The sequence below is a fragment of the Geodermatophilus sabuli genome (assembly GCF_900215145.1).
In the GTDB taxonomy this organism is placed as follows: domain Bacteria; phylum Actinomycetota; class Actinomycetes; order Mycobacteriales; family Geodermatophilaceae; genus Geodermatophilus; species Geodermatophilus sabuli.
The window spans coordinates 30,088-42,167 of record NZ_OBDO01000015.1 but is presented as its reverse complement, the minus strand read 5'-3'; the positions used below and the strand labels follow the sequence as shown (position 1 = coordinate 42,167).

The following is a 12,080-nucleotide window of genomic DNA, read 5'->3' as shown; positions in this document are numbered from 1 at the left end:
AGACGACGAACGGGCCGTGCTCCCCCGGGCAGGGGGAACACGGCCCGTCGGCGGCCCCGTCCAGAGGCTCGCGCCGAGCTTGCGAGGCGGGAGGGGGACGGGGTCCTTCGGGGGGTCCGTTCTCAGGCCGGCTGCGGCACCCGGTTGTCGAACAGCGCGATCGCGGCCGCGGTGTTCGACGCCGGCACGAAGTAGTGCGAGTGCACCTTGGTCACCTCGTCGTTCAGGGCGCCGCGCATGATCAGCCACATGATCATCTCGATGCCCTCGGAGCCGGCCTCGCGGATGTAGTCCTCGCGGGAGAGTGTCGTCAGCTTCGCCGGGTCCTTCTCGATGGCCTCGAGGAACATGTGGTCGAACTCGGGGTTGATGTACCCCGCGCGCGCCCCGGCCAGCTGGTGGGACATGCCCCCGGTGCCGAGGATCGCGACCTTGACGTCCTTCGGGTAGCTGGCGATCGCCCGCCCGAGGGCCTGGCCCAGCGCGTAGCACCGGGCCGCCGTGGGCTGCGGGTACTGGATGACGTTGACCAGGAACGGGATCACCGGGCAGGGCCACGACTCGCCCGGGTCCGGCGTCCAGACCGACAGCGGCACGGTGAACCCGTGGTCGACGTCCAGCTCCTGGAAGACGGTCAGGTCGAAGCCGTCGTCCACCAGGCTCTCGAGCAGGTGCAGCGACAGGTCCGGGTCACCGACGACGTCGGGCACCGGACGCTTGCCGAAGCCCTCGTCGGCCACCTCGTACCGCTCGGCGGTGCCGATACCGAAGGTCGGGATGACGTCGAGGTCGATGCCGTTGGCGTGGTCGTTGTAGACCACGATCGCCACGTCGGGCCGGTGCTCGGCCAGCCACGCCCGCGCCGGGGCGTAGCCGTCGAACAGGCCCTTCCAGTTCGGGTCCTCGGTCTTGCCGCGGTCCATCGCCGCCCCGATCGACGGGACGTGCGAGGTCGCCAGGCCCCAGATCACCTCAGCCATTGCGCCGTCCTCCCGCCCTCATCGCCGCCACGAACTCCTCCTCGGTCATGCCGCTGAAGACACCACCCAGGTACTGCATCGACCGGCCGTCCATCATCGCCAGCTTGTAGACGTAGAAGATGCTGCCGCCCAGGTCGATCATCGCCTGCCAGTCCCGGTCGAGGACGGCCTGCTTCTGCTCCGGCGAGAGCCGGAACTCGTCGCAGTAGGCCGCCTCGTCGGCGAGGAACCGCTCCCGGTTCTCCGCCGAGCGCAGGCTCATGAACAACTTGTTCATCCGCAGCCCGCGCCGGCTGGTCTGACCGTCGAAGACCGGCGTCCCCGGCAGGTCGAACCTGCTGGGGGTGTCAGTGCTCATCAGAGGTCCTCCCGTTGTCCGCACCGGCGCCCTCCGGCGACCGGTGCTCGTGGTCGTCCAGCCACTCCCACAGCAGCCGCGGGTACGGGCTCTCCCGGGTGAGGCCGCACCAGCAGGTGCCGAGCATCTCACCGTCGTACTGGCGGAAGGTGATGCGCAGCTGCCGCCCGGTGGACGTGGTCATCAGCGCTCCTGGGGGTGCTGGGCCAGCGCCTCGACGTGCACGTCGAGCCACGGCGACATGGGCAGGGACACCAGCGCGTCGTGCAGGGCGGCCGGGTCGGGCGCCTCGAACAGCCCGATCCACCCGGTGCGGCCGGGCACCCGCCACAGTCGCTTGAGGATGCCCGCCTCCCGCAGCTCCATGGCGCGGGCCCGCTCACCGGAGCGCAGCTCCTCCCGCCGCTCGGCCGGGGTCTCCGGGGGCAGGCGGTTCTCGGCGCGGACGAGGAACTCCACGGTGGTCTCCTGGATCTGTCGGGGGTGGTCGGGACGGCTCAGCGGGCGAGCTCGAGCAGGGCGTCGGCCAGCGCCTTGGGGGCGGTGACCATCGCCTCGTGACCGGTGTCCAGTTCGTGCACCGGCCAACCCCGCTCCCGGGCCCGCTCGGCCTGGGCCTGGAACACGCGCATCCAGGTCACGCACTCGACGAACGCGGCCGGCACCGCGTCGACGGCGCCGGTGAGGTCGAGCCGGTCGAGGTAGGTCTTCCACGGGTGCGGGGTGAGCTTCGGTGTCAGCCAGTCGACGTCGGCCTGCTCGGTCACGCCGAGCACCGAGAGCTTGCGGACCGGCACCAGCCAGCCGAAGCCCTGCTCGGCCGCGGACTCCGCCCAGTGGTGCTCGACCTGCTCGGGCAGCAGGTCGCGGGCGGCCTCGCCGTCAGAGCCGACGAAGGCGTCCAGGTACACGCGCCTGGCGATCGCGTCGGGCCGCCGGTCGGCGACCGCGGTGACGACCTGGCCGGCGTAGCTGTGCCCGACCAGGACCACGTCGCGCAGGGCGAAGGTGTCGATCAGCCGGACGACGTCCTCGACGTGGGTGTCCAGCCCCACCAGCGGGGAGAGCAGGTGGGCGCGCTCGGACAGCCCGGTCAGCGTCGGCGCGTGGACCTCGTGACCGGCCGCGCGCAGCAGCGGGGCCACGCGGTCCCAGCACCAGCCCCCGTGCCAGGCCCCGTGGACCAGGACGAAGGTCGTCACGCCTGGCCCGCCGGCTGCGGGGCGGCGGGCGCGGCGGCCGCGGGACGGGCCGGGCGCGCCGGGCGGGCCGGGGCCTCGCCGCGGGCGGCGGCCTCGGCCTTGGCCATCTTCTCCAGCAGGCGGCGGCCGCGGATGCCGGCGACGTCGGAGCGGATCGAGGACTCGATCATCCCCGGGTCGGTGGCGACCATCTTCTCCTGGATCTCCAGCGCGTCGACGTCCTCCTTCATGACGGCGAGCTGCTGCTTGAGCTGGAAGTCCGACAGCTCCTGGTCGTCGATCTTGTAGTCCCGGCCCAGGGCGAAGAAGTCGTGCGTGGTGGTGTCGGTCTCCGGCGTCATGCCGTAGATGACCTTCATGTGGAAGCCCTCGGGCTCCTCGGTGCCGGTCGGGGCGATCCGGATGTTGAGGATGAAGATCCCCGGCGCGTAGAAGTCGCCGTCCTGCCAGCGGTCGATGTTCGTGGTCACGCCCATCGAGGACCGGTAGAACGGCGGGGCCTCGATGTCGATCATGTGCCGGACGAAGGACACCTTGTTGCCCTCGCCGATCACGTCGATCGGGGTGGCGGCGACCGCGGCGTTGCCGATCGAGGACGGGTGCAGGAACGTCTCGTGGGTCAGGTCGAGCAGGTTCTCCACGAGCAGGACCTGGCGGCCCTTCAGCCCGACCGACCCGTGCACGTGGGTCCAGTTCGGGTCCTCGAGCCAGGAGACGTCCGGGATGTCGTCGGGGTCCGCCTTGTCCGCGTCACCGGGCCAGATCCAGACGATGCCGTAGCGCTCGACGACCGGGAAGCGGTGCACGGTCGCGCCCTTGGGCATGTCCGGCTGCTCGGCGACGCCGACGCAGGTGCCGGAGCCGTCGATCTTGTAGCCGTGGTAGTTGCAGGTGATGACGTCGCCGTCGAGCTGGCCCAGCGACAGCGGGTAGCGGCGGTGCGGGCAGCGGTCCTCGATCGCGTTCACGCTGCCGTCGGACAGCCGGTAGAAGCACACCGGGCGGCCGCAGATCCAGCGCTGCATCAGCGTGCGGCTGACCTCGTCGGACCAGGCGCCGATGTACCAGCCGTTCATGACGATGGGGTTGGCTGCCATCGCGGTCTCCTTGACTCGAGAGGGTGGGTCGGGGGGTTCAGGCGGGATCGGGCGACTCGTCGACGTAGGTGACGCCGAGCCGCTCCAGGGTGGGGCGCATGTCGTAGACGTCCAGGCCCAGCACCCCGGCCTGGAACCGCTCGCGCTTGGCCTGCTCGTTCTGCTCGCGCGTGACCGAGGCCTCGGCGACGGCGGGGGCGTCCTCGAGCGGCACGATGAGCACGCCGTCGTCGTCGGCGACCACGACGTCGCCGGGCCGGCAGTACGCGCCGGCGATGACGACGGGCACGTTGACCGAGCCGGGGCTGGCCTTGACCGTGCCCTGCGCCGACACCGCCCGCGACCAGGCCGGGAAGCCCATCGCGGTCAGGTCGGCGACGTCACGGACGCCGGCGTCCATGACCAGGCCCTGCACGCCGCGCGTGGCCAGCTGGGTGGCGAACAGCTCGCCGAACATGCCGTCGGTGGACGGCGAGGTGGTGGTGACGACGAGGACGTCGCCGGGGCCGCACTGCTCGATGCAGGCGTGGATCATCAGGTTGTCGCCGGGCTGGCTGAGCACCGTGACCGCCCGGCCGGCGATCCGCGCGCCCGGGTAGATGGGCCGCAGCACCGGGTGGGTCAGGCCGCGGCGGCCCATCGCCTCGTGCGCGGTGGCCACGCCCGCCTTCGCGAGCACGGCGACGGCGTCGGCGTCGGGGCGCCGGGTGGTGCGGACGATGACGTGCCGGCTCACCACCGCTGGTACCCCACCGTCGGGAAGGCGCGCTGGGAGGCCGCGGCCGGCGGCACGGAGCGGGACGTGGAGCTTCGGGTCATCAGGCCTTCTCCAGGTGCGGCGCGGGACGGGACGGTCGGCGGTCGAACCCCGGGGCGGGCACCCCGACGGCGCGACCCTGGGGGTGACCGCACACACATCGACGGTAAGGATCGCCGGTCCGCGGCGGATCGGCCCGATGACAGCTTCGGTCCGACCGACTGAGCGTGCTGCGGCTACGTCATGTGTCCTACGCCTCGTCTCGCGGCGCGTCGACGGCATCCGCGCAGGTCACGCCGGTGGCGAGATGAGCCCCTCGCGGATCGCCAGCAGCGCGGCCTGGGTGCGGCTGGACAGCTGCAGCTTGCTCAGCACGTTGCTCACGTGGGTGCGGGCGGTGCGCTCGCTGATGACCAGCCGGTCGGCGATGTCGCGGTTGGAGTGTCCCTGGGCGACCAGCGCGAGGATCTCCCGTTCCCGGCTGGTGAGCGAGGTGAGCCCGGCCTGCGGGGCGGCCATGCGGCGGGCCAGCTGCCGGGCGACGGCGGAGTCCAGGTGCACCTCGCCGGCGGCGGCCGCGGTGATCGCCGTCGCCACCTCCGCGGGGTCGGCGTCCTTGAGCACGTAGCCCGCGGCCCCGGCGGCGAGGGCGGCGTGCACCCGCTCCACCTCGCCGAAACTGGTCAGGATGACGACCTTGACGCCGGGGTGGGCGCGGGCGATCGCCGCGGTGGCGGCCACGCCGTCCATGCGCGGCATCTGCAGGTCCATGAGGACGACGTCGGGCAGGGGCTCGCCGGTGGTCTGCCACTGGTGCAGCAGCTCCACCGCCTGCTGGCCGTCGGCCGCCTCGCCGAGGACGCGCAGCGTGGGCACGCTGGCCACGTAGGCCTGCACCCCGCGGCGGACGATCGCGTGGTCGTCGACCAGCAGGACGCCGATCACCCCGGTGTCCGGTCCACCGCTCATCGCGCCGCCCCCACCCGGCTGCCCGGCACCGGCAGCGTGACCCGGACGCGCCAGCCGCCGAGGGGGCGCGGCCCGGCCGACAGCGACCCGCCCCAGCGCTCGGCGCGCTCCCGCATCGACACCAGGCCCAGGCTGGTGCGCGGGCGGTTGCCGGTCTGCGGCGGGGCCGGCGCGGCGTCGGGGGTGCCACCGCAGCCGTTGTCGGTCACCTCGACGACGAGCGCGCCGCCCTCGGCCGACGCGCCGACGCGGATCTCGGCCTCGGTGGCGCGGGCGTGCTTGACCACGTTGTGCAGTGCCTCCTGGACGATGCGGTAGAGGTCCTCCTGGACGTCGACGCCCACGTCGACCTCCAGCCCGTCCGGGGCGTCCACCTCGACCGCCAGCCCGGTGCGCGCCTCGACGCCGGCCGCGTGCGCGCGGACCGCCTCCACCAGGCCGTTCTCCGCGAGGTCCAGCGGTCGCAGCTCGAAGACCAGGCCGCGCAGGTCGGCCAGGGCGCTGGCCGACAGCTCGGCGAGCTCCTCGGCCGCGCTGCGCACCGTGGCCCGGTCGACCGCCGCCGTGTCGAGGTGGGCGCGCAGCGCCTCGGCCTGCATGCGCATGGAGAACACCTGCTGGACCACCGAGTCGTGCAGGTCCCGCGCCAGCCTGCGGCGCTCGTCGCTCTGCGCGCGGGAGCGGGTCTGGGCGAGCAGCGCCGCGGTCTCGATGGCCACCGCGGCGGAGTCGGCCATCGCCTCGAGGAACGCCAGGGAGCTGGGTCCCGGGTCCTCCCCCGGCGAGTAGTAGGCGTTGATGATGCCCAGCGCCCGCCCGCGCACCACCAGCGGCATCGAGACGAAGCTGTCCCAGTCCGGGACGTCCATGATCTCGTGCAGCGGCGCCCACAGCGGATCGGCCATGATCTGCGGCTTGCGGTGCAGGCTGACGACCGGCTGCCGGTTCTCGAGCGCCTCCATGAACAGCACGCGAGCGCCCAGTCGCCGGCAGGCGGCGTGCTTCTCGGCGAAGTCGACGGCGTCCCCGAAACCGGCCATGCCCAGCAGCTGGAGGTCGTCGCGGGGATCGTCGAGGGCGAGGATCTGGACGGCGGCGATCGAGGCGGTCATCGCGATCTCGCGGGCGACGGCGTCCAGGGTGGCCCGCAGGGAGTAGGCGTCGGCCACGCTGGCCGCCGCCCGGGTGATCGCGGTCAGCCGCTCCTGCTGGCGCACGGTGTCGGTGACGTCGCTGAACCACACCGCCCAGCGGCCGGGGCCCACCGGCAGCACCCGGTACTCCAGCTCCCGGCGGCTGCCGCCGGGCACCGGCCAGCTCGCCGTCCGCAGGTCCGGCGCGTCCGGGTCGCCGGCGGTGGGGTCGAAGGGCGTCGCCGTCCCGACCAGCTCGGTCGCGGGGCGGCCCAGGATGTGCGCGGCGGCGGCGTTGAGCCCGAGCAGCCGGCCGGCGTCGTCGACCAGCGTCAGCCCGTCGGCGGAGACCTCCACGAGCGCGCGGAGCACCGGGTCCTCCCCCGAGCCCACCGGCCACACCGCGCCGGCCGGGGCCGCCACCTCGCTGCGCACCACTGCCTCGTCCCGCCCTCGGCCACCGGCCCCCTGCCGGGGGTGGCCCTCCCGCACGCTACCCCCGGCGGCCGGCGGTCCGAACCCGCTTCCCCAGACGGGGGAACCGGGACGACGACGGCGCGCCGCCCGGACGAGGGGTCCCGGGCGGCGCGCCGTCGGAGCGGGTGCGCTGCGGCTCAGCCGGCGGTCGCGGCCGCCGTCCCGAGCCGGTCGGCGTCGGCCTGCTGCGCCTTGGGCAGGGGCCGGATGCCGAGCACGGCCAGCAGGCTGACCAGCGACAGGGCCGCCACGTAGATCGCGATCGGCGTCGACGACTCGTAGGAGCCGTACAGGGCGGTGGCCACGATGGGGGTGACGGCGCCGCCGATCATGCCGCCGAGCTGGTAGGCGATGGAGATCCCGCTGTAGCGGGTCTTCACCTCGAAGATCTCGGTGAACAGGCCACCCTGGGCGCCGGCCATGATGCCCTGCACGACCGCGGCGACGACGAAGGCGAACAGCGCCGCGCCGGCGCTGCCGGTGTTGACCAGCGCGAACATCGGCAGCGGCCAGAGGACCGCGGTGAGCGCGCCGATCGCGAAGACCCGCTTGGAGCCGAAGCGGTCCGACAGCAGCGCGGCCACCACGATCGTGCCGATCCACACCGCCGTCGAGGCGAGGATCAGCCACAGCAGCGTGGTGCGGTCGAAGCCGACGACGGTCGTGCCGTAGGTGAGCATGTAGACGATCACCGTGTAGCCGACCGCCGGCGGGGCGATCGAGGCCAGGCTGCCCAGGACCAGCGTGCGCGGCTGCCGCTTGACCAGCTCGGCCACCGGGACCTTGACGACCTGCTTCTTCTCCTTGACCTCCTGGAACTCCGGGGCGTCCTGGAGCTTGCTGCGCACGAAGAACCCGACGACCACCAGCGCGATGCTGATGAGGAACGGGATCCGCCAGCCCCACGCGAGGAAGTCCTCGTCGGACAGCCCCGACACGGCGAGGAAGGCCAGGTTGGAGGTCAGCACGCCGACCGGGACGCCGAACTGGGCGAAGCTGCCGTAGACCGCGCGCCGGCGGGGGCTGGCGTGCTCGGTGGCGATCAGCACCGCGCCACCCCACTCGCCGCCGACACCGAAGCCCTGGATCAGGCGCAGCGCGACCAGCAGCAGCGGGGCGCCGACGCCGATCGCGGCGTACGTGGGCAGCACACCGATGAGGAAGGTCGAGCCACCGGTGAGCAGCAGGGTGAGCACGAGCATCGACTTGCGGCCGATCCGGTCACCGAAGTGGCCGATGACGGCGGCGCCGAGCGGGCGGGCGATGAAGCCGACGGCGAAGGTCGCGAACGCCGCGATGGTGCCGGCCGTGGGGTCGAACTCGGGGTAGAAGACGCTCCCGAACACCAGCGCGGCGGCGGTGCCGAAGATGTAGTAGTCGTACCACTCGATCGACGTGCCGATGAAGCTCGCCGCGAAGATGCCCTTCTTCGACGGGCCGGCCGTGACGGGCGCGGGGGTGGTGGGGGATGCCACGGGGGGAGTTCTCCTCTGGACGCCGCTGGGCAGGGTGGTGGTACCGCAGGTGACCGCGGTTACACGCTCCAGAAGATGGAAACCCGTCTTGACAGCGAAGTCGTGAGGCGCTCGACCCGCTTCCCGGACGTCGCCCCGGCGACGCCGACTACGTCATCCGTCCCACCCGCTCCGCTGACCAGGGTCGACGCCCCCGGAGGGGCAGGGCCGGCCGCCCCGCCCCTCCGGGGGATCAGCCGAGCCGGCGGGTCTCGGCGGTGATCGGGACCTCGAGCAGGCGCGGCCCCTCCGTCTTGCCGACGGCGGCGAGCTCCTCGGTCAGCTCCTCGGCGGAGCCGACCGCGCGGGCGGGCACGCCGTAGCCCTGCGCGATGGTCACCGCGTCCAGGCCGGGGAGCTCCAGCCCGGGGACCCCCGACACGCCCAGCTGCCCCACGAACGAGGTGAGCGCCCCGTAGACGCCGTTGCGCAGGACGACGAAGGTCACCGGCAGCTGGTGCTGCACCGCCGTCCAGACCGCCTGGACGCCGTACTGGAACGCGCCGTCGCCGAGGACGGCGACCACCGGGCGAGCGGGGTCGGCCAGCGCGGCACCCACCGCCGCGGGCACGCCGAAGCCCAGGCCGCCGGCGGCCGGGAAGAGCAGCCCGCGCGGGCCGGCGAGGTCCAGGTGCGACCAGAACTGCGCCGTGTTCGCGGTCGACTCGTTGACGAACCGGGTGTGCGCGGGCACCGACCGGGCGAGCAGGCCCAGCACGGCGTCCGCGGTGAACGGCGCCGCACCCGGCTCGGCCGCGACCGCCCGCTCCGGCGCGGGCCGCTCCGGCCGCGGCGGCAGGTCGGCCAGCGCGGTCAGCAGCTGGCCGGCCACGGTGGCGACGTCGGCGACGACCGCGTCGCCGAACGCGGCGCGGGCGGCCGTGCCCGGGTCGCTGCCGACGGCGACCAGCTCGGCACCCTCGGGCAGCCAGGGGCCGGGCACGTAGACGTGGTACCGGAAGACCGGCGCGCCGAGCACGAGGACCAGGTCGGCACCGTCCAGGTGGCCGGCGACGCCGGCGATGCTCGGCGGCAGCAGGCCCTGCCACAGTGGGTGGCGGGTCGGAAAGGGGCACCGCGGCGCCGAGGGGGCCGTCCACACGGGCGCCTGCAGCCGCTCCGCCAGCGCCACCACCCGGGGGAAGGTGCGCTCGTCGTCGACCTCGGGGCCCACGACCAGCACCGGGTTGCGGGCGCCGGCCAGCCGGCCGGCCAGCTCCGCCAGCAGCTCCTCGTCCAGGCCGCCGGCCCGGCGCACCCGGCGGCCGGCCAGGTGGGCGACCTCGTCGGGGTCCACCGGCTGGGCCCAGTCGTCGAGCGGGAGGGAGACGAAGACCGGACCGGTCGGCGGCAGCGTGGCCAGGTGGAAGGCCTCCGACAGCGCCCGCGGGACGTCCTGGGCGCGGGCCGGCTCGAACGACCACTTGACCTGCGGCTCGGGCACGCGGGTCATGCCCGGCTCGCCGAGCATCGAGCCCAGGCCCACCATCGGGCGGGCCTGCTGGCCGGCGGTCACCACCAGCGGCGTCCCGCAGGCCCTGGCGTTGGCCAGGTTGCCCATGGCGTTGCCCAGGCCGGCGGCGGAGTGCAGGTTCACCAGCGCCGGGCGGCCGGTGACCTGGGCGTACCCGTCGGCCATGGCGAGCACCGCGCCCTCGTGCAGGCCCAGCACGTAGCGGAAGTCGTCGGGGAACCCGTCGAGGAAGGGCAGCTCGTTGGACCCCGGGTTGCCGAACACGGTGGTCAGGCCCCAGGTCCGGAGCAGGTCGTAGGTGGTCTCGCGCACGGTGGGCACGTCGTCCTCCTGGAGGCGGTGGTCGCAGGCCGGTGCCCGCGCAGGCTAGACCCCGCCCCGCGCCGGCTTCCGCCTACGTCGGATGTCGCGGGCGGCCCCTCCGGATCCGCCGGACCCGGTCCGGTCGGATGGCCGGGGCACCTCGGGACCTCCGGGCCTACCGTGACGGCGGGCACACGCCCGCGGGCCGCCCCCGGGCGGCCCCTGTCCCGACCCTGAGGAAGCAGACCGAATGGTGTCCCTGGACCAGCTGCCGGAGATCCGCACCGAGCTGTTCATCGCCGGTGAGACCCGCAGCACCGACGACCACCTGCAGGTGGTCGACCCGGCCGACGGCCGGTCGGTCGTCGGCTACGCCGCGGCCGCCAGCGCCAAGCAGGCGGAGGAGGCCGTCGCCGCCGCCGACCGCGCCTTCCCCACCTGGGCCGCCCGCAGCCCGCAGGAGCGCGCCGAGCTGATCACCGCGGCCCTGGCGCCGCTGGAGGCCGACCGGCACGCGACGGCCGAGATCCTCACCCGCGAGAACGGCAAGATCCGCATGGAGTCGTTCATCGACTCCATCGTGTTCGCCCACCGCTTCGGCCTGGCCGCCCAGCTCGCCGACCAGGTCGAGCAGACGACCACCCTGCCCGCGCCGCCGTACCGGACGACGATCGGCTACCTGCCGCTGGGCGTGGTCACGGTCATCGTGCCGTTCAACTGGCCGCTGGCGATCCTCGCCGCCTCGCTCCCCTACGCGCTGCTCGCCGGCAACACCGTCGTGGTGAAGCCGCCGCCCAGCACCCCGCTGGCCACCACCCGCACCGTGCAGCAGGTCGCCGAGCTGCTGCCGCCGGGCGTGCTGAACGTCGTCACCGGCGCCGACGCCGAGATCGGCGCGGCCCTCGTCTCCGACGACCGGGTCAAGCACGTCTGCTTCACCGGCAGCCCCGGTGGCGGCAAGCGGATCATGTCGATGGCCGCCCAGTCGCTGACCCGCGTGGCGCTGGAGCTCGGCGGCAACGACCCCGCGCTGGTCCTCGCCGACGCCGACCTCTCCGGTGACGCGATGCAGCGGCTGTACACGGGCACGTTCGACTCGACCGGCCAGATCTGCATGGCCACCAAGCGGCTGTACGTGCACCGCTCCCGCTACGACGAGGTCGTCGAGGGCCTCTCGGGCCTGCTCGCCGCCCAGCGGCTCGGCCACGGTCTCGACGAGAACGTGACCATGGGCCCGCTGCACCAGGCCCGGCAGAAGGAGTACGTGCAGGAGCTGCTCGCGCAGGCCCGCGAGTCCGGCGCCGAGGTCCGCGAGTTCGGCGAGGCGGCCGAGGGCGCCGACATCTCCGTCGGCAACTTCCTGCGGCCCTCGCTGGTGCTGGACCCGGCCGACGACGCCCGCGTCGTCGTCGAGGAGCAGTTCGGCCCGACCCTGCCGGTCCTGCCCTTCGACGACGAGGACGACGCCGTGGCGCGGGCCAACGACACCTGGTCGGGGCTGTGCTCGTCGGTGTGGACCGCCGACCTGGACCGCGCCGCAGCGGTCGCGGCGCGGCTGCGCACCGGCTACACCTTCGTCAACGCCCACGGTGCCGCCCACCTCGACGAGCGGGCGCCGTTCGGCGGGTTCAACCACAGCGGCATGGGCCGGGAGATGGGCATCGAGGGGCTCCGGGAGTTCATGGACACCCACTCGGTGGGCTTCCCCGCCTGACGCAGGACCCGACCGGGGCGGGAGGGCGGGCACACCGTCCTCCCGCCTCCGGGAAGCACCAGTTGACCGTCCCGCCGGCAGCCGCGAGCGTGCCGGCGTCCA

12 protein-coding genes are annotated in these 12,080 nt (G+C 73.7%); 1 reads left to right on the top strand and 11 read right to left on the bottom strand.

Going from position 1 to position 12,080, the window contains the following annotated elements; translation table 11 throughout:
* Positions 1-122 precede the first annotated feature (122 nt).
* The 11 genes from CRP39_RS24835 to mdlC form a co-directional block, all read right to left on the bottom strand.
* Entirely contained in the window at positions 123-980 is an 858-nt protein-coding gene (locus CRP39_RS24835) for a class III extradiol dioxygenase subunit beta (protein ID WP_097209076.1), read from the bottom strand.
* Entirely contained in the window at positions 973-1,338 is a 366-nt protein-coding gene (gene ligA, locus CRP39_RS24830) for a protocatechuate 4,5-dioxygenase subunit alpha (protein ID WP_097209075.1), read from the bottom strand. The genes CRP39_RS24835 and ligA overlap by 8 nt, the downstream gene beginning before the upstream one ends.
* Positions 1,328-1,522 carry a hypothetical protein gene (locus CRP39_RS24825; protein WP_097209074.1) on the bottom strand — a complete coding sequence of 65 codons (195 nt, stop codon included), beginning with the start codon at positions 1,520-1,522 and terminating at the stop codon, positions 1,328-1,330. The genes ligA and CRP39_RS24825 overlap by 11 nt, the downstream gene beginning before the upstream one ends.
* Positions 1,522-1,797: a muconolactone Delta-isomerase family protein gene (locus tag CRP39_RS24820; RefSeq protein ID WP_097209073.1), complete on the bottom strand. Its 276-nt coding sequence runs from the start codon at positions 1,795-1,797 to the stop codon at positions 1,522-1,524. The genes CRP39_RS24825 and CRP39_RS24820 overlap by 1 nt, the downstream gene beginning before the upstream one ends.
* Positions 1,798-1,835: 38 nt before the next feature.
* Entirely contained in the window at positions 1,836-2,540 is a 705-nt protein-coding gene (locus CRP39_RS24815; protein ID WP_097209072.1) for an alpha/beta hydrolase, read from the bottom strand.
* Positions 2,537-3,637, bottom strand: a complete 1,101-nt coding sequence (locus CRP39_RS24810) for an aromatic ring-hydroxylating oxygenase subunit alpha (RefSeq protein ID WP_097209071.1) — start codon at positions 3,635-3,637, stop codon at positions 2,537-2,539. Before CRP39_RS24810 ends, CRP39_RS24815 begins: the two co-directional genes overlap by 4 nt.
* A gap of 37 nt (positions 3,638-3,674) precedes the next feature.
* Positions 3,675-4,376: a 4-carboxy-4-hydroxy-2-oxoadipate aldolase/oxaloacetate decarboxylase gene (locus tag CRP39_RS24805; RefSeq protein ID WP_097209070.1), complete on the bottom strand. Its 702-nt coding sequence runs from the start codon at positions 4,374-4,376 to the stop codon at positions 3,675-3,677.
* Between the two features lie 309 nt (positions 4,377-4,685).
* The gene (locus tag CRP39_RS24800; RefSeq protein ID WP_097209069.1) at positions 4,686-5,363 is read right to left on the bottom strand and encodes a response regulator transcription factor; all 678 of its coding nucleotides are present in this window, start codon (positions 5,361-5,363) and stop codon (positions 4,686-4,688) included.
* The gene (locus tag CRP39_RS24795) at positions 5,360-6,931 is read right to left on the bottom strand and encodes a sensor histidine kinase (RefSeq protein WP_216359914.1); all 1,572 of its coding nucleotides are present in this window, start codon (positions 6,929-6,931) and stop codon (positions 5,360-5,362) included. The genes CRP39_RS24800 and CRP39_RS24795 overlap by 4 nt, the downstream gene beginning before the upstream one ends.
* A 179-nt stretch (positions 6,932-7,110) precedes the next feature.
* Entirely contained in the window at positions 7,111-8,448 is a 1,338-nt protein-coding gene (locus CRP39_RS24790; protein ID WP_097209068.1) for an MFS transporter, read from the bottom strand.
* Between the two features lie 232 nt (positions 8,449-8,680).
* The gene (mdlC, locus tag CRP39_RS24785) at positions 8,681-10,282 is read right to left on the bottom strand and encodes a benzoylformate decarboxylase (RefSeq protein ID WP_097209067.1); all 1,602 of its coding nucleotides are present in this window, start codon (positions 10,280-10,282) and stop codon (positions 8,681-8,683) included.
* A 232-nt stretch (positions 10,283-10,514) separates the two neighbouring features.
* Here mdlC and CRP39_RS24780 point away from each other — a divergent pair, with 232 nt between their 5' ends.
* On the top strand, positions 10,515-11,978 hold the full coding sequence (locus CRP39_RS24780; RefSeq protein ID WP_097209066.1) for an aldehyde dehydrogenase family protein: 1,464 nt from the start codon (positions 10,515-10,517) through the stop codon (positions 11,976-11,978).
* The last annotated feature ends 102 nt before the right edge of the window (positions 11,979-12,080 follow it).

What these genes read in the sequence shown, in the direction of transcription:
- CRP39_RS24835 (WP_097209076.1), bottom strand. Translation starts at nt 980, where the DNA reads ATGGCTGAGGTGATCTGGGGCCTGGCGACCTCGCACGTCCCGTCGATC.
- CRP39_RS24810 (WP_097209071.1), bottom strand. Translation starts at nt 3,637, where the DNA reads ATGGCAGCCAACCCCATCGTCATGAACGGCTGGTACATCGGCGCCTGG.
- ligA (WP_097209075.1), bottom strand. Translation starts at nt 1,338, where the DNA reads ATGAGCACTGACACCCCCAGCAGGTTCGACCTGCCGGGGACGCCGGTC.
- CRP39_RS24800 (WP_097209069.1), bottom strand. Translation starts at nt 5,363, where the DNA reads ATGAGCGGTGGACCGGACACCGGGGTGATCGGCGTCCTGCTGGTCGAC.
- CRP39_RS24825 (WP_097209074.1), bottom strand. Translation starts at nt 1,522, where the DNA reads ATGACCACGTCCACCGGGCGGCAGCTGCGCATCACCTTCCGCCAGTAC.
- CRP39_RS24780 (WP_097209066.1), top strand. Translation starts at nt 10,515, where the DNA reads ATGGTGTCCCTGGACCAGCTGCCGGAGATCCGCACCGAGCTGTTCATC.